We start from the raw sequence: 23,032 nt of genomic DNA on the forward strand, positions 1-23,032 counted from the left end.
CGTGCCACGGGTCGGGCTCACCCGCGCCCGGAAGGCCCCGCGCCGCCGCACCCCCGCGGCGTCGTCGGCTCGCGGCTCGCCCCGTCGCCGCCCTACCGTCGGCTTCATGGGCGAGACACCGACCGCGCCGGCCGGGGCCGTGGTGCTCGGCCTGCCCTTCGAGGGTCGCTGGCTGGTGCAGAACAGCCCGGCCCGCCGGGTGCCGAGCCACGGGACCGACCTCATGGGCGTGCGCTACGCGATCGACTTCGTCGGCGTCGACGACCGGCACGGTACGGCGCCGGTCCACGACTGGCGCACGGCGCTCGTCACCGAGCCGCCCGAGCGGTTCGTCGCGTTCGGACGGCCCGTGCTGGCACCGGTCGGCGGCGTGGTCGTGCGTGTGCACGACGGTGAGCCGGACCACGAGGCGCGTCGCTCCCCGCTCGCCCTCGTGCCCTACGCGCTGACCCAGGGGGCGCGGCTACGCCGTGGGCCCGCGGGGCTCGCGGGCAACTTCGTCACCGTCGTCGCCGACGGCGCCTACGTCACGCTCGCCCACCTGCAGCGCGGCTCGCTGCAGGTCGGGGTCGGCGACACCGTCGTCGCGGGGCAGGCGCTCGGCCGGTGCGGCAACTCCGGCAACTCCACCCAGCCGCACGTGCACGTACAGGTCAACGACGGCGTCGAGGTCGCCGCCGCGCGGGCGCTGCCGCTGGCGTTCCGCGGGTACGTCGAGTGGCGGCGAGGCCGCGCCGCGCCGGCACCGGGTCGGCGTGCCCGGGGAAGGCGCCGTCGTCGAGCCGCTGCCGCGCCGGCCGTGACGGCGTCCTGCCGGCCGGACGGTCTCGGGCGCGACGAGCCCGGGCGCCCTCCACCGGCGCCGCGACGGCGCTGCCGTCACGAGCCCGGCTTCCGCAGCGAGTGCAGGAAGGCGACGTCTGCACGGGTACCCAGCCACGTCACGACGAGGACCAGGGCGGTCGCGCCGAGGACGGGCAGCGCGGCCCGACGCACGGGTCGCACCGCCCCGAGCACGCCGAGCGTCAGGACGACGGCCGTCCCGATCAGCAGGATCCGGTCAGCCGTCGCGATCGCGTGCCGCGTCGTCAGCCCGCGCCCCGCCTCGAGGGCGGACACCGCTCGCAGGGCCCACCACCCCCGGTCCACCGCCAGGAGGCCCGCGCACAGCAACGCCGTCAGCGGAGCCGGCCAGCGGCGTGGCCGCCGGTGCCGGCGGCTCCACCGGTCGTACTCCCCGAGGCGGTCCACGTCCGGACCGTAGCGCGGCACCGCGGTCCGCGACGACCGCGACGACCGCGACGACCGCGGTGCGAGCGACGGAAGGCGGTGCGCCCACCCCCGTCGGTGCCGGCGTCGTCGGCCGCTCTCGGTCGTGCACCCGGCGACGGTGCTGCGCGTCCCCGAGCGCCCGAGATCAGTCCTCGTCGTCGCCGCAGTGCTCGTCGTGGAGCTGGTGCAGCTCGAGGAAGGCCGCGCGGGACTGGTCGGGCAGCCTGCCCTCGGACAGCGGCCGGGCCGCGGAACGCCAGACCAGGTCGTGCACGCGGTGCTCGAGCGAGCGGGAGACCTCCACCAGGGCGCGAGCCATGGCCGCGGCGTCCTCGTCGACCTCGCGCACGGTGCGCGCGACGCGGTTGAGCGCCTGCTCGGCCGCCTTGCGCTGCTCGGGGTTGACGACCTTGCGCCGCCCGAGGACCGTCACGCCGGAGATCAGGAGGAAGGCGACGGGGATCGCGGGCGAGACGGCGATCCACACGCTCAGGCCGAGGTTCCCACCGAGCGCGCGGCTCAGGAAGTACGCACCGACGCACCCGAGGGCGACCCAGGCGACCCAGGTCCGACCCACGAACGCCACCCAGCGCGGCTCGGCGGCGCGTGCGCGGCGCGCCCGGACGATCGCGGCGTCGGCGTCGCGCAGAGCGGCAGCCTCCTCCGCACCGGTCAGGCCGGGCTTCGTCACCAGCGTCGCCCGGCTGAGCACGCCGGTGCTGAGCCACGCGACCTGCGTCGTCACGTCTCCCCCTTCGACGTCGATGCTTGGCGGACGCGACGGCAGCCCGCGCGGCGCCGCGTCCGCGACCGGCTCAGACGTTGAAGCGGAACTCCACGACGTCGCCGTCCTGCATGACGTAGTCCTTGCCCTCGACGCGGGCCTTGCCGGCCGCGCGGGCGGCGGCGACGGAGCCCGCCTCGACGAGGTCCTCGAACGAGATCACCTCGGCCTTGATGAAGCCGCGCTCGAAGTCGGTGTGGATGACGCCGGCGGCCTGCGGGGCCGTCCAGCCCTTGCGGATCGTCCAGGCGCGCGACTCCTTCGGGCCCGCGGTGAGGAACGTCTGCAGGCCGAGGGTGTCGAACCCGACGTGGGCGAGCTGGTCGAGCCCGGACTCCTCCTGGCCGGTGGACTCGAGCATCTCCCGGGCCTCCTCCGGCTCGAGCTCGACCAGCTCGGCCTCGAACTTGGCGTCCAGGAAGATCGCCTGGGCGGGCGCCACGAGCTCGCGCAGGGCGGCCTGGCGCTCGGCGTCCGCCAGCCCGGCGTCGTCGGTGTTGAACACGTAAATGAACGGCTTCGCCGTCATCAGCTGCAGCGACGCGATGTCGGCGAGGTCCAGGCCCTCGGCCGCGGCGCCCTGGAACAGGGTGGTGCCCGCCTCCAGGATGCGCTGCGCGGTGCGCGCCGCCTCGAGGAACGCGGCGTCGCCCTTCTTGATCTTGACCTCCTTCTCGAGGCGCGGCAGCGCCTTCTCGAGGGTCTGGAGGTCGGCGAGGATCAGCTCGGTCGAGATCGTCTCGATGTCCCCCGGGGCGTCCACCGAGCCCTCGACGCGGACGACGTCGGGGTCGTCGAAGACGCGGGTCACCTGGCAGATCGCGTCGGCCTCGCGGATGTTCGCGAGGAACTTGTTGCCCAGCCCCTCGCCCTCGCTGGCACCCTTGACGATGCCCGCGATGTCGACGAAGGAGACGGTCGCCGGCAGCGTCCGCTCGCTGTCGAAGAGCTCCGCGAGCCTCTCCAGCCGCGGGTCCGGCAGCGGCACCACCCCCACGTTGGGCTCGATGGTGGCGAACGGATAGTTCGCCGCGAGCACCTGGTTGCGGGTCAGGGCGTTGAAGAGCGTGGACTTGCCGACGTTGGGCAGGCCGACGATGCCGATGGTGAGAGCCACGTCGGGACAGTCTACGGGGCGGGTCGGGCGGCGTCAGGCGGACGTCCGCGGCCGTCAGGCGTAGGACAGCACGCGCTGCAGCAGCTCGGGGGCCCGCTGGTCGTAGCGGCGGGCACCCCAGCGCACGCCGAGCACGAGCACGAGCACCCCCAGGCCGGGGCCGACGACCAGCGTCACCCAGCCCAGCAGCGGGCTCGGCAGCAGGATCGCGACCAGGGCCAGGGCGAGCGTCGGCAGCGCCAGGACGAACGTGGCCAGGCCGGCGACGCCCTGCGCGACCATCGTTGCGCCGATGGCGCCCTGAGGCTGCTTGAACGGGCTCTCCCCCGGCTTGGGCACCGGGTAGAGCCAGTGGGCCGACACGGCGCTCGACACCCCCGTCGACAGGACGAGCGTGCCGAGGCTGAGCCCCAGCAGCGCCGGCAGGTCGGACCACCGCCCCGTCAGCCCCGCCGACAGCACCGCGAAGAGCGCCACCAGCGGCGTGCCCGCCACGAGCACGGGCAGCGCGCGACCCCAGCGGTCGGTGCGCCCGGTCGTCCCGGTGGCCACGTGCAGCGCGAAGGCGGTGTGGTCGTAGGCGATGTCGTTGGAGATGGTGAAGCCGAGCACCCAGGCGGTGACGGGCGCCAGCACCAGCATCACGTTCATGCCGGGGCCGCCGCCCGAGCCCTGGCCGGCGAAGGCCAGGACCACCGGGAGCAGCGGGATGATCGCGATCGAGGCGGAGTAGCGCGGGTCGCGCAGCCAGTACGTCATGGCGCGCGCGGCCACGGCCCCGGTCGGGGTGGCCGGGAAGCGGTCGAACCACCCCAGGCCCTTGCCGCGGGCGCCCTTCGAGCCGCCCTCGGCCGGGGTCTCCAGCGTCCGGGCCAGCGCGCGGTCCCACACCCACCACGCCAGCACGAGGGTGGCCAGGAGCACGACGAGGCGGCCGGCGGCGACGCCCCAGCTGTCGTCCGCCACCGCGGCGGGCACGCCCCACGGCGCGCCCAGCGGCGTCCATCCGACGACGTCGGCCAGGTCGGCGAGCAGCCGCCGGACGGCGCCGGCGTCCGTGGCGCCCTCGCCGAGGCGGCGGCTGAACCACCCGATCGCGGGACCGGCGAGCATGATGGGCACGAACGCCACGATAGTCAGCACCTCGCGCGAGCGGCGCGACTCCAGCAGCGGCGCGAGGACCGTGGTCAGCGCGCGCGAGCCGATGACGCACAGCGCCAGCGCACCGACGGCGCCGACGAGCGCGGCGACCACGGCCGCCGGCGAGCGCCACCAGGCGAGCGTCACGCCGAGCACGGCGAGCGCCGTGGCGATGCCGGGCACGGAGACGACGCCGCCTGCGGCCAGGCCGGCGAGCAGGCGCCGGCGCGGGATCGGGTACGTGACGAACCGGTGCGGGTCGAGGGTCGCGTCCACGCCGTAGGCGAAGACGGGGATCACCAGCCAGCCCAGGACGAGCACCGCGCCCCCGAGGACGAGGACGGGCCCCGCCGTCCCCGGGTCGGTGGTGCCGAGCGCCACGGCGCCCACCACGAGCAGGGCGACGACCGACAGCGCGTACAGCGAGCCGAGCACGACGCCGACCGTCTGCCAGACGCTGCGGCGGTACCCGTTGAGCAGGAGGGTCAGCTTGAGGCGGACGAGCTGCGCAACCACGCCAGGCCCTCCCCCTCCTTGCGGCCGCCGACGAGCTCGACGAACCGGTCCTCCAGCGTCTGCCCGCCGCGGACCTCGTCGACAGTGCCGGACGCCAGCACGTGCCCGCCGGCGATGACGGCCACGTGCGAGCACATCCGCTGGACGAGGTCCATGACGTGGCTGGAGACCACGACCGTGCCGCCGTCGGCGACGTAGGCGTGCAGGATGTCGCGGATGTTGGCGGCGCTGACCGGGTCCACGGCCTCGAACGGCTCGTCGAGCACCAGCACGCGCGGGGCGTGGATGAGCGCCGCGGCGAGGGCCACCTTCTTGGTCATGCCCGCGGAGTAGTCGACGACGAACGTGTCGCGGTCGCCGACGAGGTCCATGGCGCGCAGCAGGTCCTCGGTGCGCTCGGCCACGGTGGCGCGGTCCATCCCGCGCAGGAGGCCGGCGTAGGTGATGAGCTGGGCGCCCGTGAGGCGGTCGAAGAGGCGCACGCCGTCGGGCAGCACGCCGAGCCGGGCCTTGGCCGCGACGGTGTCCGCCCACATGTCCGTCCCCAGCACGGTCGCGACGCCGAAGTCCGGGCGCAGCAGGCCGGTGGCCATGGACAGGGTGGTCGTCTTGCCGGCGCCGTTGGGCCCGACGAGCCCGTAGAAGGAGCCCGCGGGCACGTCGAGGTCGACGCCGGCGACTGCGATCTTCTGGCCGAACCGCTTCCACAGGCCGCGCAGCGAGAGGGCAGCCGCGGGGTCCGGCGGCGTCGCGGGCCGCTGCGGGGCCTGGTGCTGCAGGGCCGGGTGCTGGTCGGCCGGCCGCGGGTGGGCCGGCGGCTGGGGCTGCGGCACCGGCCGTGGTCCGGGCGGCGGGGTGGGGGCGGTCAGGGTGATCACCTTCTCGTCGTAGGGCCGCTGCGACCCTATCGGCGCACGTCGACGCCCCGGAAGGGGCGCGCCGGGTGGCGCGGGGACGCCCCGCCGGTGCGGGCGAGGCGGACCGGGCCGGCGGCACCCGTTTCGGCGCTGTCGGTGGGCCGTGCCACCCTGACCGCATGACGACGACGACCGTGATCCTCCTGGTGGTCGCCCTCGCGGTGGGCGTCCTGGTCGGCTGGCTCGTGGCCGCCAACCGTGCCTCCGCGGCGCGCCGCTCGGCCGACATCGAGCTGGCGCGCGGGCACGCCGACGTGGAGGCCGCGCGCCGCGAGGTCGCGAACGTGCGCGAGCAGCTCGACCTGGCGCGCGACGACGCCCAGCGCCGCCTCGCCGAGGCGCAGGCCCAGGCGGAGCGCCGGGTCGCCGAGGTGCGCGAGGAGGCCGAGCGCCAGGTGCGCGAGGCGAAGGAGGACGCCGAGGCCACGGCGCGGCGGTTCAAGGCCGTGGCGGGCGACGTGCTGCAGGCCAGCCAGCAGCAGTTCCTCGAGCTGGCCGACCAGCGGCTGCGGGCCAGCACCGTCAAGAACGAGGAGGTGCTGGCCCAGCGCGAGCAGGCCTTCCGTGCGCTGGTGGACCCGCTGAGCAAGGCCGTGGAGAAGGTGCGCGCCGAGGTGGCGGAGGCCGAGAAGGCCCGGGTCGAGGGGCAGTCGACGCTCGGCGAGCACCTGCGTCAGCTGGCGACCGCCAACGAACAGCTGCGCACCGGCACGAGCGAGCTGGTCACCGCGCTGCGCTCCTCGCAGACCCGCGGCGCCTGGGGCGAGCTGCAGCTGCGGCGGGTGGTCGAGGCGGCGGGCATGCTGCACCGCGTCGACTTCACCGAGCAGGCGCAGGTGTCCACCGAGGACGGCCTGCTCCGCCCGGACATGGTGGTGCACCTGGCCGGCGGCAAGCACGTGGTGGTCGACGCCAAGGTGGCGTTCCTCGGCTACCTGGAGGCGCAGCAGACGGGCGACGCGGACTACCGCGAGCAGCGCCTGGACGCGCACGTGCGGCACATGAAGAAGCACGTGGACGACCTGGCGGGCAAGAAGTACTGGGACCAGTTCTCCCCCGCGCCGGAGTTCGTGGTGATGTTCGTGCCGGCCGAGGCGTTCCTGTCGGCCGCCGTGGAGCGCGAGCCCGACCTGCTCGAGTACGCCGTGAGCAAGAACGTCATCGTGGCCACGCCGATGACGATGGTCGCGCTGCTGCGCACGGTCGCCTACGCCTGGCGGCAGGAGGCCCTGGCCGAGAACGCCCAGAAGGTGCTCACCGTCGGCAAGGAGCTCTACTCGCGCCTGGTGACCATGACCGGCCACATCACCAAGACCGGCCGGGCCCTGGAGACGGCGACCAAGAGCTACAACTCGATGATCGGCTCGCTCGAGCGCAACGTGCTCACCTCGGCCCGCCGGATGGTCGAGCTCGACGTGGTCGACGAGAAGGACCTCATCGAGGAGGCCCGCGGGATCGAGGAGGTGCCCCGGCCCATCACCAAGCCGGAGCTGCTGGCCGCCGAGGAGGAGCGGGTCGTGGCGATCGACACCGTGTCCGTGAGCGAGCGGCGGGTCACCGTCGCCGGCGGCGCGGGCGACGACCTCGAGGCGCTGGCCGCGGCGGACCAGCGCGCGCTCGAGAGCGCACAGGGCGAGCGCCAGGACGACGCGGCCGCCGGCTGAGCCGCCTGGTCTGGCGGCCGCGCGCCCGCCCGGCGGCGCACCCGCGAGACACCGGAAGGCCCGGCCCTCAGGCAGAGGGGGCCGGGCCTTCTGGTGTCGCGACGTGCTGCGCCTGCGATGCCGGGCGCGGCGCGCGAGTCGCGCGGCTCGCGAGGTCGGCAGTCTGCGAGACCAGCAGCTGGTCAGGTCAGGAGTCTGCGAGACCGGCAGCTGGTGAGGTCGGCAGTTCGTCGTGGGGGGGGCCCCGCCGGGGGGCGCCCGCCCCGCGGGGGGGCGCCCCCACCGCCCGTGAGGTCGGCACCTCGGGGTGCCGACCTCACGACGAGGTGCCGACCTCACGGCCGGTCGGAGAGGCCCGGGCCTCAGACCGGGGTGACCGGCAGCGAGGTGCGCTGCTCGCGGCGGGGCCGCTTGTCGTCCTGGCCGGCGGCCTTGAGGCCCGCGCGCAGCTCGCGAGGCAGGGAGAACATGAGGTCCTCCGTCGCGGTGCGCACCTCCTCGACGTCGCCGAACCCGCGCTCGGCGAGGTGCCGCACGACGTCCTGGACGAGGATCTCCGGCACCGAGGCACCCGAGGTGACGCCCACCGTGGCGGCACCGTCGAGCCACTCCTCACGGATCTCCGCGGCGCGGTCGACGCGGTAGGCGGTCCGGGCGCCGGACTGCAGGGCGACCTCGACCAGGCGCACCGAGTTCGACGAGTTCGCCGAGCCGACGACGATGACGACGTCGCACTCGGGCGCGAGCTTCTTGACGGCGACCTGACGGTTCTGGGTCGCGTAGCAGATGTCGTCGCTCGGCGGGTCCTGCAGCGACGGGAACCTGTCGCGCAGCCGGCGGACCGTCTCCATCGTCTCGTCGACGGACAGGGTGGTCTGCGAGATCCACACGACCTTCGCCGGGTCGCGGACCACGACCTGGTCGACCTCCTCCGGGGAGTTGACCACCTGCACGTGCTCGGGCGCCTCGCCCGCCGTGCCCTCGACCTCCTCGTGGCCGGTGTGGCCGATCAGCAGGATGTCGTAGTCGTCCTTGGCGAACCGCACGGCCTCCTTGTGCACCTTGGTCACCAGGGGGCAGGTGGCGTCGATCGTGGCCAGGCTGCGCGCCGCCGCGGCCTCGCGGACCGCGGGCGAGACGCCGTGGGCGGAGAACACCAGGCGGGCGCCCTCGGGTACCTCGTCGGTGTCGTTGACGAAGATCGCGCCCCGCTCGCGCAGGGTCTCCACGACGTGCTTGTTGTGCACGATCTCCTTGCGCACGTAGACGGGTGCGCCGTAGGTCTCGAGAGCCTTCTCGACGGCGACGACCGCACGGTCCACGCCGGCGCAGTAGCCGCGCGGGGCGGCGAGCAGCACCCGCTTGGTGCGGGTCGGCGTTCCGGTCGCGGTGGCGGTGCTCGTGGCTGTCACCCGGCCAGTCTAGGTGGGCAGGTGTGAACGCCTCGTGTGGGCGGGGTGCGGCATGCTGGGGCGCGTGACCGACGAGCCCGCCGAGAGCGCTCCCGCGCCCCAGCCGCTGCCGGAGAAGGCGGCCGACACCACCGCCCAGCGACCATGGCCGGTGCGGCTGCTGGCGGACAAGATCCGCTGGTACGTCGACCGGATGTCGCCCGTGTGGGTCGAGGGGCAGATCGTCGAGCACACCTTCCGCCCGACCTCGGGTATGCAGTTCCTCACCCTGCGTGACACCGACGCCGAGGCGTCCCTGCCGGTGCACATGCTCACCCGCGTGATGCACGGCCTGGACAAGAAGCCCGAGAAGGGCGACCAGGTCGTGGTGCACGCCAAGCCGGAGTTCTGGGTCAAGACCGGTCGGCTGTCGCTGCGTGCGGCAGACGTGCAGATGGTGGGCATCGGCGAGCTGCTGGCGCGCATCGAGCAGCTCAAGCGCGTGCTCGCCGCCGAGGGCCTGTTCGACGCCGAGCGCAAGCGCCCGCTGCCGTTCCTGCCGCGCGTGGTCGGCCTGGTGTGCGGGCGGGAGTCGAAGGCCGAGCACGACGTGGTGGTCAACGCCCGCGCCCGCTGGCCGCAGGTGCGCTTCGAGATCCGCGAGGTGGCCGTGCAGGGGGTCAACGCGGTGCGCGAGGTCGGCGCCGCGATCGCCGAGCTGGACGCCCTGCCGGAGGTCGAGGTGATCGTCGTCGCGCGCGGCGGCGGCGCGGTCGAGGACCTGCTGCCGTTCAGCAACGAGGCGCTCGTGCGGGCCGCCGCGGCCGCCCGCACGCCGCTGGTGTCGGCGATCGGGCACGAGACCGACACCCCGCTGCTCGACCTCGTCGCCGACTACCGCGCCTCGACGCCCACCGACGCCGCCAAGCGCGTCGTGCCCGACGTCGCCGAGGAGCGGCTGCGTCTCGAGCGGGCACGGCGCGCCATGCGCGCGGCCGTGACCGCGCTGGTGGACCGCGAGCAGCACGGGCTCGACGGCGTCCGCTCCCGCCCGGTGCTCGCCCGGCCGCAGTCGATGGTCGAGGCCCGTGAGCGCGACGTCGAGCAGGCGCTGCGCCACTCGCGCCACCTGCTGGACGCCCTGCTGCTGCGCGCCTCCGGCGAGGTCGGGCGGCTGGAGGCCCAGGTGCGGGCTCTGTCCCCCGCCTCCACCCTGGAGCGCGGCTACGCCGTCGTGCAGCGGCCGGACGGGCACGTGGTGCGCGAGCCGGCCGACGCCCCGGCCGGCAGCGACGTGCGGCTGCGGCTGGCGCGCGGCGAGGTGGGGGCGACGATCACCCCGGAGCCGGTCGCCTCGCAGGCCACCCCGGCGGCCGGGGCCGCCTGAGGCGCGCCGGGACCGGCTCAGCGCGCCCGCTCGACCCGGCGCTCGTCCCAGACCGGCTCGGCCGTCTCGCGCACCACCCCGTCGGAGCCGAACACGAGGAACCGGTCGAACCCGCGCGCGAACCAGCGGTCGTGGGTGACCGCCAGGACGGTGCCCTCGAACGCCTCGAGGCCCTCCTGCAGCGCCTCGGCGGACTCCAGGTCGAGGTTGTCGGTGGGCTCGTCCAGCAGCAGCGCGGTGCAGCCGCTCAGCTCCAGCTGCAGGATCTGGAACCGTGCCTGCTGGCCGCCGGAGAGCCTGTCGAACGGCCGCTCGGCCGCCGCGGTCAGCTCGTAGCGGCGCAGGGCGGCCATCGCCGCGCCCAGCTGCAGCGCGTGGTCGGCCCACAGGATGTCGACGAGCGTGCGCCCCACCAGCTCGGGGTGCGCGTGCGTCTGCGCGAAGTGCCCCGGCACCACGCGGGCGCCGAGCTTCCAGGAGCCGGTGTGGGCGACGTCGTCGCCCGCGAGCAGGCGCAGGAAGTGCGACTTGCCGGAGCCGTTCGAGCCGAGCACCGCGACCCGCTCGCCGTAGAACACCTCCAGCTCGAAGGGCTTCATCAGCCCGGTGAGCTCCAGCGCCTCGCAGGTGACCGCGCGCAGCCCGGTCCGCCCGCCGCGCAGGCGCATGGTGATGTCCTGCTCGCGCGGCGGCTCCGGCGGCGGCCCCGCCTCCTCGAACTTCGCCAGCCGCGTCCGGGCGGCGGAGTAGCGCGACGCCATCGCGGGGCTGTTGGCGGCGGCCTGCCGCAGGTCCAGGACGAGCTTCTTGAGCTGGGCGTGCTTCTCGTCCCAGCGGCGACGCAGCTCCTCGAACCGCGCGAAGCGCTCGCGCCGGGCCTCGTGGAAGGTGGCGAAGCTGCCGCCGTGCACCCACGCGTCCGCGCCCGAGGGGCCGGGCTCGAGCGCCACGACCCGGTCGGCGGCGCGGGCGAGGAGCTCGCGGTCGTGGCTGACGAACAGCACCGTCTTGCGCGTGGCGCGCAGCTGCTCCTCGAGCCAGCGCTTGCCCGGCACGTCGAGGTAGTTGTCCGGCTCGTCGAGCAGGAGCACCTCGTCGGTGCCGCGCAGCAGCGCCTCGAGCACGAGCCGCTTCTGCTCACCGCCGGACAGGGTGCGCACCTGCCGGTGCTGCGCCCGGTCGTACGGGATCCCGAGCGCGGCCATGGTGCACTCGTCCCACAGCGTCTCGGCCTCGTAGCCGCGCACGTCGGCCCAGTCGGCGAGCGCCTGGGCGTAGGCCATCTGGGCCGCCTCGTCGTCGACCTCCATGACGGCCAGCTCGGCGGCGTCGACGGCGCGGGCGGCGTCGCGCAGCTGGGGCGGCGCGACGGCGACGAGCAGGTCGCGCACCGTGGACTCGTCGCGCACGGACCCCACGAACTGCGGCATGACGCCGAGCCCGCCGGTGACGACGACGGAGCCGGCGTCGGGCGCCAGCTCGCCCGTGACCAGGCGCAGCAGCGTCGTCTTGCCCGCGCCGTTGGGCCCGACCAGTGCGGTGGCGCTGCCCTCGGGGACCCGGAAGGAGACGTCGTCGAGGAGCGTGCGGCCGTCCGGCAGCACGTACTCGACGTGCGCCACCTCCAGGTGTCCCATGCCGCGCATCGTCCCGGGCGGCGACTGCGGCGGGCAAGCGGATTACGGCGGCCGCCGCCCGCCGGCGGGGCAGGGACGGCCCGGGCCGGGGCGTGGACGCGACCGGTGGATGTCGGCCGGGTGCGGTTGACTGTGTCCCGTGACCGACCCCACCGACCTCAGCACCCTCCCGGACCCCTCCACCCTCGGCTACGAGCAGGCGCGCGACGAGCTGGTGCGCGTCGTGCAGCGCCTCGAGGCCGGCGGGGAGCCGCTCGAGGTCTCGCTCGCGCTGTGGGAGCGCGGCGAGGCGCTGGCGGCCCGCTGCCAGGAGTGGCTCGACGGCGCACGGGAGCGGCTCGCGGCGGCGCAGGCCGGCGACGGCGGCCCGGGCGCCACGCGGGTCGTGGTCGAGGAGGTCGAGCAGACCACCGTCGTCGTCGAGGAGGAGCAGTGAGCACGACCGACACCACCACCCCCGCCGCCCCCGCGCGTCCCACGCCTGCCGAGGCGTGGGCCGCGCTGCGCGCGGGCAACGACCGGTTCGTGCGCGACGAGCCGGCCCACCCGTCGCAGGGCGCCGACCGGCGCCGCGAGCTGAGCGCCGCGCAGCACCCGCACACAGTGATCTTCGGCTGCTCCGACTCCCGCGTCGCCGCCGAGATCATCTTCGACCAGGGCCTCGGGGACGTGTTCGTGGTGCGGACCGCCGGGCACGTGGTCGACACCACCGTGCTGGGGTCCATCGAGTACGGCACCGAGGTCCTCGGCGCCCCCCTGGTCGTCGTGCTCGGCCACGACTCGTGCGGCGCGGTCGCGGCCACCGCGCACACCCTGGCCACAGGCGAGCAGCCGCCGGGGTTCGTGCGCGCCGTCGTCGACCGGGTGATGCCCTCGGTCGCGGCCATCACCGCCCGGGCCGACGCGGGCGCCCGCGAGGCGCTGTTCGACCCCGCCACGCTGCGCACCGAGCACGTGCGCCACACCGTGGCGATGCTGCGCGGATACTCCGCGGCGCTGGACCAGGCCGTGACCGAAGGTCGCGTGGCGATCGTCGGCGTCGAGTACGACCTCGCCGAGGGCAGCGCTCGCCTGGTGGAGGTCGCGGGCGACGTCGGCGAGGCGGTTCCCGCCGCCTCCTGAGCGCAGCCGCCACCCCGCACGCCCCCGGGCGCCGACACCGAGTACCGCATCGAGCACGACACGATGGGCGAGGTCCGCGTCCCGGCCCAGGCCCTGTACCGGGCGCAGACGCAGCGGGCCGTGGAGAACTTCCCGATCTCCGGCACGCCGCTCGAGCGGGGCCACATCGAGGCGCTCGCCCGCATCAAGAAGGCCGCCGCCCGGGCCAACGCCGAGCTGGGCGTGCTGGACCAGGCCGTCGCGGACGCCATCGTCGCCGCCGCCGACGAGGTCGCCTCGGGCGCCCACGACGCGCACTTCCCGGTCGACGTCTACCAGACCGGCTCCGGCACGTCGTCGAACATGAACACCAACGAGGTGCTCGCCACGCTCGCCACGCGTGCCCTCGGCACGGACGTGCACCCGAACGACCACGTCAACGCCTCGCAGTCGTCCAACGACGTGTTCCCGACCTCGGTGCACGTGGCCGCGACGGCCGGCGTCATCAACGACCTGGTCCCGGCCCTGTCCCACCTGGCCGCCGCGCTGCAGGCGAAGGCCGACGAGTTCGCCACCGTGGTGAAGTCGGGCCGCACGCACCTCATGGACGCGACCCCGGTCACGCTGGGCCAGGAGTTCGGCGGGTACGCCGCCGCGATCCGCTACGGCATCGAGCGCCTCGAGGCCGCGCTGCCGCGCGTGGCCGAGGTGCCCCTCGGCGGCACCGCCGTCGGCACCGGCATCAACACCCCCGCGGGCTTCCCCCAGCGCGTGATCGCCCTGCTGCGCGAGGACACCGGCCTGCCGCTGACCGAGGCGCGCGACCACTTCGAGGCGCAGTCGGCCCGCGACGGCCTGGTGGAGCTGTCCGGCGCGCTGAAGACGATCGCCGTGTCGCTCACCAAGATCTGCAACGACCTGCGCTGGATGGGCTCGGGCCCGAACACCGGCCTGGGCGAGATCTTCATCCCCGACCTGCAGCCGGGCTCGTCGATCATGCCGGGCAAGGTCAACCCCGTGGTCCCCGAGGCCGTGCTCATGGTGGCCGCCCGCGTCGTGGGCAACGACGCCACGGTGGCGTGGGCCGGCGCGTCGGGCTCGTTCGAGCTCAACGTGCAGATCCCGGTGATCGCCCAGGGCGTCCTGGAGTCCGTCCGCCTGCTGGCCAACGCCTCGCGCGTGCTGGCCGACCGCACCGTCGCGGGCATCACCGCCAACGTGGAGAAGGCCCGCGCCTACGCCGAGTCCTCGCCGTCGATCGTCACGCCGCTCAACCGCGTCATCGGCTACGAGTCGGCGGCCAAGGTGGCCAAGCACGCCGTCGCCGAGGGCATCACGGTGCGCGAGGCAGTGGTCGCGCTGGGCTTCGTCGAGCGGGGCGAGATCACCGAGGAGCAGCTCGACGCCGCCCTCGACGTGCTGAAGATGACGACGCCGCCGCAGGCCTGAACCTGCCGCCGTCCCCGCGGCCCGTCGCCGGAACCTCCGGCGGCGGGCCGCGGCGCGTCCGGGGATGCTGGTCCTCTGGGACGCTGATCACGGCGGGTGGCGCCCGCCCGCGCGGGGTCACGGACCGATGAATCGGTAGACTGAGGCAAGCATGTCGACTCATCCCCTCGCCCCCGTCACGTCCACCGCCCGCGAGCTGCTCGACCCCTCGGTCCTCCGGGAGTCCCTCAAGGTGGGGCGGGCCGACGCGGCGGTCGCCCCCGCCGTCCGCGTGGGGCTCGCCGGCGCGCTGGCCCTCGTCGGCTTCGGCCTCGTCGGCCACCAGGAGCTCGCCGGCTTTGCCGCGCTCGGCGCGCTGACCTCGCTGTACGGCCGCTTCGACACCTACCGGCGCCGCGCCGCGCTGCTCGGATGGGTCGCCCTCCTGATGTCCGGCGCCATCGGCCTGTTCACGCTCGTCACCGCGCTGCGCGCCCCGACGCCGGTGACGTGGGTGCTCATGGCGCTCCTGGCGGGCGGCATGACGGCGTTCGTGCTGCTGCTGCGCACCGGCGCGCCCGGCGCCACGATCGTCGTGTTCTGCGCCGGCGCCGGCGTGGCCGGCAGCCCGGTGCTGGCCGACGTGCTGCCCCGCACGGGCGCCGCGCTCGCCGGGGCGGTGCTCGCCTGGCTGATCTGCATGGCGGGGGCGGTCTTCCGGCCGACGGCGCCCGCGCGCCTGGCCGTGCGCCGCGCCGCCGAGGCCGTGCGCCGCGCCCAGGCCTCCGGCCTGCCCCAGGCCCGCGCCGCGGCCGAGGGCTCGATCGCCGCGGCACGCGGGGCGCTCGCCGACGACGCGTCATGGCGCCGCACCCGCCCGGTGGCGCTCGCCCTGGCCGGCGAGCTGCACGACGTCGAGCGGTCGCTGCACGGCGAGCACGTCGTGCCGCACGACGCCCCGGACGCCGCCGAGGCGGCAGCGCCGCTGCCGCCTCGGCAGGGCCTGCGGGCGACCGCCCGCGTCGAGCGGCACCGGCCCGGCTGGGTGCTGAACACCGTGCGCGTCACGGTCGCCGGCGTCCTGGCCTCCGCGGCGTCCGCCGCGGCCGGGCTCGGGCACGCGGCGTGGGCGGTGATGGGGTCGACCGCCACGCTCCAGGGCGCCACCGCCCGGCACATGGCGGTGCGCGCGCTGCAGCGCGCCGCGGGCACCGTCGTCGGCGCGCTGTGCGTCGCCTGGCCGCTGCTGGCCGCCGACCTGTCCTTCTGGCAGACGGCGGCGCTCGTGTTCGTGCTGCAGATCGCCACCGAGGTGGTCATCGCCGTCAACTACGGCCTGGCGCAGGTGCTCATCGCGCCGATGGCGCTGCTCATGACGGCGCTCGGCGCGCCGACCGACCCGTCCGCGCTGGCGGTCGACCGCGCGCTCGACACCGCGATCGGTGCGCTCGTCGGCGTCGTCGCGGTGCTGCTGATCCACCCGCGGGCGCGGGCCGAGCGCTGACGCAGCGGTGCCGCGGGACGCCGACGCGCCCCGCGGCACCGCGTCCGCTCACCGGTTCACAGCTCGAGGTTCTCCAGCATGTCCGTGACCAGGGCCGCGATCTGCGAGCGCTCGGACCGGGTCAGGGTCACGTGCGCGAACAGCGGGTGGCCCTTGAGCTTCTCGATCACCGCCGCCACGCCGTCGTGCCGGCCCACCCGCAGGTTGTCGCGCTGGGCGACGTCGTGGGTGAGCACCACGCGGGAGTTCTGGCCCATGCGCGAGAGCACCGTCAGCAGCACGTTGCGCTCGAGCGACTGCGCCTCGTCCACGATCACGAACGCGTCGTGCAGCGACCGGCCCCGGATGTGGGTCAGCGGCAGCACCTCGAGCATGTCGCGGGCGATCACCTCGTCGACCACCTCGGGCGACACCAGCGCCCCGAGGGTGTCGTAGACGGCCTGCGCCCACGGGTTCATCTTCTCGGACTCGCTGCCCGGCAGGTAGCCCAGCTCCTGGCCGCCCACCGCGTACAGCGGCCGGAACACGATGATCTTGCGGTGCTGGCGCCGCTCGAGCACCGCCTCGAGGCCGGCGCACAGCGCGAGCGCCGACTTGCCGGTGCCGGCGCGCCCGCCGAGCGAGACGATGCCGACGGACTCGTCGAGCAGCACGTCGATGGCCACGCGCTGCTCGGCCGAGCGGCCGTGCACGCCGAACAGCTCCTGGTCGCCGCGCACCAGGCGCACCTTCTTGTCGGCGGTCACCCGACCGAGCGCCGACCCGCGCGGCGAGTGGATCACCAGGCCGGTGTGCACCAGCAGCGGCGAGGCCGCGGCGACGACGTCGGGGTCGAGGTCCGCGACGTCGACCTGCTCGTGCTCCCACAGATCGGCCATCTGCTCGTCGGACAGGTCGATCGCGGCCATGCCCGTCCACCCGGAGTCGACGGCGAGCTCGGCGCGGTACTCCTCCGCCTCGAGGCCCACCGCCGAGGCCTTGATCCGCATCGGCAGGTCCTTGGAGACCACGGTGACCCGACGCCCCTCGGCGGCGAGGTTGGCCGCCACGGCGAGGATGCGCGAGTCGTTGTCCCCGAGCCGGAACCCGGCGGGCAGCACCTGCGGGTCGATGTGGTTGAGCTCCACGCGCAGCGTGCCGCCGGCGTCGCCGACGGGGACGGGGGCGTCGAGCCGCCCGTGCTGCACCCGCAGCTCGTCGAGCAGGCGCAGCGCCGACCGTGCGAAGTACCCGAGCTCCGCGTGGTGGCGCTTGGCCTCCAGCTCGGTGATCACGACGACCGGCAGCACCACGTCGTGCTCGGCGAACCGGGACAGGGCCCGCGGGTCCGACAGCAGCACCGAGGTGTCGACGACGAACGTGCGCCGGCCGTCGTCGACGGGGGTGGCGGTGGTGGCTGCGGGGGTCTGGGCGGAACGGTCCACGAGGGTCTCCCTCCGGCGCCTCAGCGCCGTCGCCGCCCGTGGTCTCGGCCTGGGTGTACCGGCCCCGAGGGGCCGGCGGCCGAGCGGCACGGACGGGTGGGTGGGGCGGGCTCCCGGCCCGGGGAGCGACGCACGCGCCGCAGGGCCGGTGCCGGCCCTCCCGCACGGAGCGTGAACCCCATCGGCTGGCCTCCCGGAGGACGGCGGGGATCGCCGTCCCTGGCGCCAAACTACGACGATGTGATTCGCGACACCACCCCCGCCGCCGTCGAGTCGCGCAGAAATAACCCGCCGTTCACCTGGGAACTCGCCTCGCGCCCCGTCCGCACCGCCCCGACGGCAGGGGACCATTGCCGCATGACCGACTCGACCTTCGTCGTGCTCCTGCGCGGGGTGAACCTCGGCCCGCACCGGCGGGTCGCCGCCGCGGACCTCCGGACCGTCGCGCAGGACGCCGGGCTGACCGCCGCGCGGACGGTGCTGAACAGCGGCAACGTCGTCGGCCGTGCGGCTGCCCCGGCCGCCGCGGCGGCCGGCGCGGCGGCGGAGGCGCAGGTGGCCGCGCGCGTCGCGGCGGCGCTCGAGCGGCGCCTCGGGCAGCAGGTGCCCGCTGTCGCGATCACGGCCGGCCGCCTCGCCGAGGTCGTGGCCGCCAACCCCTTCCCCGACGCGGCGCGGGACGACCCCGCGCACCTGCTGGCCTTCGTGCCGGCGGGACCGGTCGACGCCGACGGGATCGCGCGCCTGGCGCGGGAGCACCCCGGGCCGGAGCGGCTCGCGCTCGCGGCGGGCGCCCTCGTCGTCGAGTACCCGGCCGGGCTGGCCGCCTCGAGGCTCACCTCCGCGCGCATCGACCGCGCGGCCGGCACGTGGCTCACCGGGCGCAACTGGAACACGGTCACGCGGCTGCTGGCGCTGGCCCGCGAGCTCGGCGGCTGACGGCGCGCCCAGAAGTCCCCACCCCGCGTTCTCACGAGCCGGACCCGTGCGGCGGGCGACGAGGGCCGGCGGCTACGCTGGAGCCCAGGGTGAGCCGGGAAGTCTGGTCGGCGACGCCGGTGGGAGCGCCGGCACGTCCACCGACCCCGAGGCAGGAGACCGCCTGTGTCCCACACCCCCGAGAACCTCACCGCGGCCGCCCGGCGGCCGTCGCCCGCCACCCGCCTGCGTGCCTGGATCGGCCGGGAGACGACCGGCGGCCTGCTGCTGATCGCGGCCGCGACCCTGGCCCTCGTCTGGGCCAACTCGCCGTGGCGCGAGGCCTACCAGACGCTGTCCGGCACCGTGGTGGGCCCCCACGCGCTGCACCTCGACCTCACGGTCGCCGAGTGGGCCGCGGACGGGCTGCTGGCGATCTTCTTCTTCACCGTCGGCGTGGAGCTCAAGCACGAGTTCGTGGCCGGGTCGCTGCGCAACCCCCGGGAGGCGGGCGTCCCGATGCTCGCCGCCGTCGGCGGCATGGCGGTGCCCGCGATCATCTACGCGGTCGTGGTCTCGGCGGCGGGCGAGCCGACCGCGCTGCACGGCTGGGCCATCCCCACGGCCACCGACATCGCGTTCGCCGTCGGCGTCCTCGCCGTGTTCGGCAAGGGGCTGCCGCTGGCGATCCGCACGTTCCTGCTCACGCTCGCGGTCGTGGACGACCTGCTCGCGATCACCGTGATCGCCGTCTTCTACCCGTCCGACCTGAACCTGCTGTACCTGGTCGCCGCGCTCGCCGTCGTGGCGCTGGGCGGCTGGTACGTCCGCGGCCGCCGGGCCCGCTGGTGGGTGCTGCTGCCGGTCGGCGCCGTCGCCTGGGGGCTCATGCACGCCTCGGGGGTGCACGCCACCGTCGCGGGCGTGCTGCTCGGGTTCACCGTCCCGGCGGTCGCGATGCGCGGCGAGGCCACGCCGCGCACGCTCCGCTACGCGCACGCCATGGAGCCGTGGTCGCAGGGCCTGGCGCTGCCCGTGTTCGCGTTCTTCGCCGCCGGCGTCACGGTGGTCGACGGCGGCGGGCCGGGCGAGATCCTCGGTCAGCCGGTGGTCCTGGCGATCGGCCTGGCCCTCGTGGTCGGCAAGCTCGTCGGCGTGCTGGGCACGACCGCGCTGGTCACCCGCCTGACCCCGCTGCGGCTGGCGCAGGGCGTCGGGGTGCGGGACCTGCTGCCGGTGGGCCTGCTCGCCGGCATCGGGTTCACGGTGGCGCTGCTGGTGGCCGAGCTGTCGTTCGGCCACGGGTCCGAGCACACCGACGGCGCCAAGGCCGCGATCCTGCTGGCGTCGCTCGTCGCGGCCGCCCTGGGGGCGCTGTGCCTGCGCTGGGACGCCCGCAAGGCCCGCAGCGCGGACATGAACGTCGACGGCGTCGCCGACGACGTGCGGGAGCTCATCGGGGACGCCGAGAACCGCGACTGACGCTCCCGCCGTCAGGGGGTGGCGGCGGGGTGGGCGGCCGCGTGGCGGCCGAGGAGCGCGGCCCGCTGGCGGACGACCTCGCGCCGCAGCGCGTCGACGACGGCAGCCACGGCCGGCCGCCGCCACGACTGGGGGTGCACCACCGCCCAGTAGGGCAGCCGCTCGCGCACCTCGTCCGGCAGCAGCCGCACGAGGTCGTCGTGCCGGTCCGCGGCGAAGCAGGGCAGGAACCCGACGCCGGCCCCGGCGCGCGTGGCCTCGACGTGCACCAGCACGTTGGTGCAGGTGAGCGCGTCGCGGATGCCGGGGATCATGCGGCGCGGGGCGTCCAGGTCGTCCACCTGCAGCATCGAGTCGACGAAGTACACCAGGCCGTGCCCGCTCAGCTCTGCCACCGACGTCGGCGTCCCGTGGCGCTCCAGGTACCCGCGCGCGGCGTACAGCCCGAGCTCGTACTCCCCCAGCCGCAGCGCCTTGGCGCGCGCCACCTGCGGCTGGCCCACCACCACCTCCACGTCGACGCCGGTCCGGTGCTGCGCCGCCCGCCGGGTCACCGTGACCAGCTCGACCGACAGGTCGGGGTGCCGCTCGCGCAGCCCGGCGACGGCGGGCGGCACCACGTACGCGGAGAAGCCGTCGGTGGCCGTCATGCGCACGACACCGGCGATGCGGTCGGCCTCGCCGTCGGGGGACGTGAGCCGGGCGAGCGCGTCGGCGACGGACTCGGCGGCGCGGGCCGCGCGCTCGCCGAGCTCGGTGAGCTCCCAGCCCTCCGCACCGCGCACGAGCACGCGCCCGCCCAGCGCGCGCTCGAGCGCGGCGACGTTGCGGGCCACGGTGGTGTGCGTGAGGCCGAGCGCCTGGGCGGCAGTCGTGTACCGGCCGCAGCGGGCCACCTCGAGCAGCACGAGGAGCTGGTCGGCGCTGGGCACGCGGGACGGCCCGCGGGCGGGATCACGGGAAGGGGCGGACGTCGTCGTCACGGCGCCACCGTAGCGGCGCCGCCCGCGTTGTGCATCCGTGCACACCGCATGTGCTCCGATGGCCGTTGCATGCACATGCACGGTCCCGGCAGACTCCCCGGGTCAGCGTGGCGCGCACCACAGCACCACCACAGCCCCACCGTGGCGTCGGCCGCGGCGCCGGGTGCGTGGGCCGGTGCGGGAGCCGCCCCGAAGGTGTCAACGACGACACGGAGGAGCTCTCATGGCCATCGGCCAGCACACGTCGGCCGGCAGCGACCGGTCACTGCTCAGGAGGATCGTCTCGGCCTCGATGGCCGGCACCGTGGTGGAGTGGTACGACTTCTTCCTCTACGCGACGGCGTCCGCCCTCGTGTTCTCGAAGGTGCTGCTGCCCGCGATGGACAACGCCTACGACGGCATCATCGCCGCCTTCGTCACCTACGCGATCGGCTTCCTCGCCCGCCCGCTGGGCGGGGTGATCTTCGGCCACATCGGCGACCGGCTGGGCCGCAAGCACACCCTGCAGATCACCATCCTGATGATCGGCGTGGCCACCGTGCTCATGGGCTGCCTGCCGAGCTATGACGCGATCGGCGTCGCCGCGCCGATCCTGCTGGTGCTGCTGCGGTTCGTGCAGGGCATCGCGCTCGGCGGCGAGTGGGGCGGCGCGGTGCTGCTCGTGGCCGAGCACTCCCCCGACGCCGAGCGGGCCACGTGGACAGCGTGGCCGCAGGCCGCGGTGCCGCTCGGCAACCTGCTCGCCACGGCGGTGCTGTGGCTGACGTCCTCCACGCTCAGCGACGAGGCGTTCCTGTCCTGGGGCTGGCGCGTCGCGTTCTGGCTCTCCGCGGTCGTCGTGCTGGTCGGCTGGTGGATCCGCACGAGCATCACCGACGCGCCGATCTTCCAGCAGGCCAAGGCCGAGCTCGAGGAGGGCAAGGTCGCCGGCTACGGCGTGCTCGACGTCGTGCGCCGCTACCCCCGCGGCGTGATCACCGGCATGGGCGTGCGGTTCGCGGAGAACATCCTCTACTACCTCGTGGTCAGCTTCTCGATCGTCTACCTCGGCGCCGGCCTCGGCATGGACACCTCGCGCATCCTCGGCATCGTCGCGATCGCGCACGCCTGCCACTTCGCGGCGATCGTGCTCGCCGGCCGGCTGGCCGACAGCGTCGGGCGGCGGCCGGTCTACCTGGCCGGCGCGATCCTCGGCGGCACGTGGGGGCTGTGGGCGTTCCCGGCCTTCGGCACCCGCAGCACCGCCGTCATCCTCCTCACCCTCGTCGCGGGCCTGGTGTTCCACGCCCTGATGTGGGCCGCGCAGCCCGCGGTGCTGGCCGAGCTCTTCCCCACCCGGATGCGCTACTCGGGCGTGTCGATCTGTGCCCAGGTCACGGCCATCGTGGCCGGCTCGCTGGCGCCGATCCTGTCGACCACGTGGCTCAAGGCGACCGGCAGCGGCTGGCCCACCGCGGTCTACCTGCTCGTCGCCGGCGCGATCACCGCCGTCGCGGTGCTCAGCCTGCGCGAGACCCGCGGCCTGTCGCTGCACGACCTGGACGCCGCCGACCGGCGCGCCCGCGCCACCGAGGCGGTGCGCGCATGACGGCCGAGGCGCCCCGCACCGACGCACCCCGCACCCTGGCCGGCCGGCGCGCCCTGGTGACCGGCGCCGCGAGCGGCATCGGCGCGGCGTGCGCCCGCGAGCTCGCCGCGCGCGGCGCCCACGTCACCGTCGCCGACCTCGACGCCGACGGCGCCAAGCGGCTCGCCGACGAGCTCGGCGGCGAGGCATGGGTGGTCGACCTGGCCGACACCCGCGCGCTGGACGACCTGGAGCTCGACGTCGACGTGCTGGTCAACAACGCCGGCGTGCAGCAGGTCGCACCCGTGCAGGACTTCGACCCCGAGGCGTTCCGGCTCGTGCACCGGCTGATGCTCGAGGCGCCGTTCCTGCTGGTCCGGGCCGCGCTGCCGGGCATGTACGCCCGCGGCTGGGGCCGGGTGATCAACATCAGCTCGGTGCACGGGCTGGTCGCCTCGCCGTTCAAGTCGGCCTACGTCTCGGCCAAGCACGGCCTGGAGGGGCTGTCCAAGACCGTGGCGCTCGAGGGCGGCGAGCACGGGGTGACCAGCGTGTGCCTCAACCCCGGCTACGTGCGCACCGCGCTCGTGGAGAAGCAGGTGGCCGACCAGGCGCGGGTGCACGGCATCGCCGAGGCCGAGGTGGTCGAGAAGGTCATGCTCGCCGAGGCCGCGGTCAAGCGGCTGGTCGAGCCGGACGAGGTCGCCTCGCTCGTGGGCTGGCTGACCGGTCCCGACGCGGCGATGGTCACGGGAGCCTCGTGGACGATCGACGGCGGCTGGAGCGCCCGGTGAGCCGGA

The 23,032-nt window shown here is 75.1% G+C and carries 19 protein-coding genes; 11 read left to right on the top strand and 8 right to left on the bottom strand.

Annotated features, from left to right (window positions below; genetic code table 11):
* The first annotated feature begins 106 nt into the window (after positions 1 to 106).
* Positions 107 to 1,264 carry a M23 family metallopeptidase gene (locus tag GSF02_RS19080; protein ID WP_328799001.1) on the top strand — a complete coding sequence of 386 codons (1,158 nt, stop codon included), beginning with the start codon at positions 107 to 109 and terminating at the stop codon, positions 1,262 to 1,264.
* A 153-nt stretch (positions 1,265 to 1,417) separates the two neighbouring features.
* On the opposite strand, the gene GSF02_RS06665 is transcribed toward GSF02_RS19080, so the two are convergent.
* From GSF02_RS06665 to GSF02_RS06680, 4 genes are all read right to left on the bottom strand, one after another.
* Positions 1,418 to 2,017, bottom strand: coding sequence for a hypothetical protein (locus GSF02_RS06665; protein ID WP_159794020.1), 600 nt, complete (start codon positions 2,015 to 2,017; stop codon positions 1,418 to 1,420).
* A gap of 70 nt (positions 2,018 to 2,087) precedes the next feature.
* On the bottom strand, positions 2,088 to 3,173 hold the full coding sequence (gene ychF / locus GSF02_RS06670) for a redox-regulated ATPase YchF (protein WP_159794022.1): 1,086 nt from the start codon (positions 3,171 to 3,173) through the stop codon (positions 2,088 to 2,090).
* A 54-nt stretch (positions 3,174 to 3,227) separates the two neighbouring features.
* A complete protein-coding gene (locus tag GSF02_RS06675) occupies positions 3,228 to 4,829 on the bottom strand; it encodes a hypothetical protein (RefSeq protein ID WP_159794024.1) in 1,602 nt (533 codons plus the stop codon).
* Positions 4,799 to 5,608: an ABC transporter ATP-binding protein gene (locus GSF02_RS06680; protein ID WP_159794158.1), complete on the bottom strand. Its 810-nt coding sequence runs from the start codon at positions 5,606 to 5,608 to the stop codon at positions 4,799 to 4,801. Before GSF02_RS06680 ends, GSF02_RS06675 begins: the two co-directional genes overlap by 31 nt.
* Before the next feature lie 257 nt (positions 5,609 to 5,865).
* Between GSF02_RS06680 and rmuC the strand changes: the two genes are divergently transcribed.
* Positions 5,866 to 7,410, top strand: a complete 1,545-nt coding sequence (gene rmuC, locus GSF02_RS06685) for a DNA recombination protein RmuC (RefSeq protein ID WP_159794026.1) — start codon at positions 5,866 to 5,868, stop codon at positions 7,408 to 7,410.
* 362 nt (positions 7,411 to 7,772) lie between these two features.
* Here rmuC and GSF02_RS06690 read toward each other — a convergent pair whose 3' ends face one another.
* Positions 7,773 to 8,822, bottom strand: a complete 1,050-nt coding sequence (locus GSF02_RS06690; protein ID WP_159794028.1) for a 4-hydroxy-3-methylbut-2-enyl diphosphate reductase — start codon at positions 8,820 to 8,822, stop codon at positions 7,773 to 7,775.
* Positions 8,823 to 8,874: 52 nt separating this feature from the next.
* On the opposite strand from GSF02_RS06690, the gene xseA reads away from it, so the two are divergent.
* A complete protein-coding gene (gene xseA / locus GSF02_RS06695) occupies positions 8,875 to 10,188 on the top strand; it encodes an exodeoxyribonuclease VII large subunit (protein WP_159794030.1) in 1,314 nt (437 codons plus the stop codon).
* Positions 10,189 to 10,205: 17 nt separating this feature from the next.
* Here the strand turns inward: xseA and GSF02_RS06700 are convergent, their stop codons facing one another.
* Positions 10,206 to 11,825, bottom strand: a complete 1,620-nt coding sequence (locus GSF02_RS06700; RefSeq protein ID WP_159794032.1) for an ABC-F family ATP-binding cassette domain-containing protein — start codon at positions 11,823 to 11,825, stop codon at positions 10,206 to 10,208.
* Between the two features lie 139 nt (positions 11,826 to 11,964).
* Here GSF02_RS06700 and GSF02_RS06705 point away from each other — a divergent pair, with 139 nt between their 5' ends.
* The 4 genes from GSF02_RS06705 to GSF02_RS06720 all read left to right on the top strand — a co-directional run bounded on the left by GSF02_RS06705 (position 11,965) and on the right by GSF02_RS06720 (position 15,858).
* Complete coding sequence (locus GSF02_RS06705) at positions 11,965 to 12,261, top strand: exodeoxyribonuclease VII small subunit (protein WP_159794034.1); 297 nt, start codon at positions 11,965 to 11,967, stop codon at positions 12,259 to 12,261.
* Positions 12,258 to 12,947 carry a carbonic anhydrase gene (locus GSF02_RS06710; protein ID WP_159794036.1) on the top strand — a complete coding sequence of 230 codons (690 nt, stop codon included), beginning with the start codon at positions 12,258 to 12,260 and terminating at the stop codon, positions 12,945 to 12,947. The genes GSF02_RS06705 and GSF02_RS06710 overlap by 4 nt, the downstream gene beginning before the upstream one ends.
* Before the next feature lie 48 nt (positions 12,948 to 12,995).
* The gene (locus tag GSF02_RS06715) at positions 12,996 to 14,375 is read left to right on the top strand and encodes a class II fumarate hydratase (RefSeq protein ID WP_159794160.1); all 1,380 of its coding nucleotides are present in this window, start codon (positions 12,996 to 12,998) and stop codon (positions 14,373 to 14,375) included.
* Between the two features lie 151 nt (positions 14,376 to 14,526).
* Positions 14,527 to 15,858 carry an FUSC family protein gene (locus tag GSF02_RS06720; protein WP_159794038.1) on the top strand — a complete coding sequence of 444 codons (1,332 nt, stop codon included), beginning with the start codon at positions 14,527 to 14,529 and terminating at the stop codon, positions 15,856 to 15,858.
* Between the two features lie 56 nt (positions 15,859 to 15,914).
* Here the strand turns inward: GSF02_RS06720 and GSF02_RS06725 are convergent, their stop codons facing one another.
* Positions 15,915 to 17,282 carry a PhoH family protein gene (locus GSF02_RS06725; RefSeq protein WP_268892854.1) on the bottom strand — a complete coding sequence of 456 codons (1,368 nt, stop codon included), beginning with the start codon at positions 17,280 to 17,282 and terminating at the stop codon, positions 15,915 to 15,917.
* A gap of 357 nt (positions 17,283 to 17,639) precedes the next feature.
* Between GSF02_RS06725 and GSF02_RS06730 the strand changes: the two genes are divergently transcribed.
* Together GSF02_RS06730 and nhaA are read left to right on the top strand one after the other, a co-directional pair.
* Entirely contained in the window at positions 17,640 to 18,221 is a 582-nt protein-coding gene (locus GSF02_RS06730; RefSeq protein ID WP_159794042.1) for a DUF1697 domain-containing protein, read from the top strand.
* A 165-nt stretch (positions 18,222 to 18,386) separates the two neighbouring features.
* Positions 18,387 to 19,682 carry a Na+/H+ antiporter NhaA gene (gene nhaA / locus GSF02_RS06735; protein WP_159794044.1) on the top strand — a complete coding sequence of 432 codons (1,296 nt, stop codon included), beginning with the start codon at positions 18,387 to 18,389 and terminating at the stop codon, positions 19,680 to 19,682.
* Between the two features lie 11 nt (positions 19,683 to 19,693).
* On the opposite strand, the gene GSF02_RS06740 is transcribed toward nhaA, so the two are convergent.
* Positions 19,694 to 20,614, bottom strand: a complete 921-nt coding sequence (locus tag GSF02_RS06740; RefSeq protein WP_201308825.1) for a LysR family transcriptional regulator — start codon at positions 20,612 to 20,614, stop codon at positions 19,694 to 19,696.
* 274 nt (positions 20,615 to 20,888) lie between these two features.
* Between GSF02_RS06740 and GSF02_RS06745 the strand changes: the two genes are divergently transcribed.
* A complete protein-coding gene (locus GSF02_RS06745; protein WP_159794048.1) occupies positions 20,889 to 22,253 on the top strand; it encodes an MFS transporter in 1,365 nt (454 codons plus the stop codon).
* The gene (locus GSF02_RS06750; protein WP_159794050.1) at positions 22,250 to 23,026 is read left to right on the top strand and encodes a 3-hydroxybutyrate dehydrogenase; all 777 of its coding nucleotides are present in this window, start codon (positions 22,250 to 22,252) and stop codon (positions 23,024 to 23,026) included. Before GSF02_RS06745 ends, GSF02_RS06750 begins: the two co-directional genes overlap by 4 nt.
* Positions 23,027 to 23,032 lie beyond the last annotated feature (6 nt).

The sequence above is a fragment of the Puerhibacterium puerhi genome (assembly GCF_009846865.1).
In the GTDB taxonomy this organism is placed as follows: Bacteria; Actinomycetota; Actinomycetes; order Actinomycetales; family Cellulomonadaceae; genus Puerhibacterium; species Puerhibacterium puerhi.

Coding starts and splice junctions, on each gene's coding strand:
- GSF02_RS19080 (WP_328799001.1), top strand. CDS start 107: ATGGGCGAGACACCGACCGCGCCGGCCGGGGCCGTGGTGCTCGGCCTG.
- rmuC (WP_159794026.1), top strand. CDS start 5,866: ATGACGACGACGACCGTGATCCTCCTGGTGGTCGCCCTCGCGGTGGGC.
- xseA (WP_159794030.1), top strand. CDS start 8,875: ATGCTGGGGCGCGTGACCGACGAGCCCGCCGAGAGCGCTCCCGCGCCC.
- GSF02_RS06700 (WP_159794032.1), bottom strand. CDS start 11,825: ATGGGACACCTGGAGGTGGCGCACGTCGAGTACGTGCTGCCGGACGGC.
- GSF02_RS06720 (WP_159794038.1), top strand. CDS start 14,527: ATGTCGACTCATCCCCTCGCCCCCGTCACGTCCACCGCCCGCGAGCTG.
- GSF02_RS06730 (WP_159794042.1), top strand. CDS start 17,640: ATGACCGACTCGACCTTCGTCGTGCTCCTGCGCGGGGTGAACCTCGGC.
- GSF02_RS06745 (WP_159794048.1), top strand. CDS start 20,889: ATGGCCATCGGCCAGCACACGTCGGCCGGCAGCGACCGGTCACTGCTC.
- GSF02_RS06750 (WP_159794050.1), top strand. CDS start 22,250: ATGACGGCCGAGGCGCCCCGCACCGACGCACCCCGCACCCTGGCCGGC.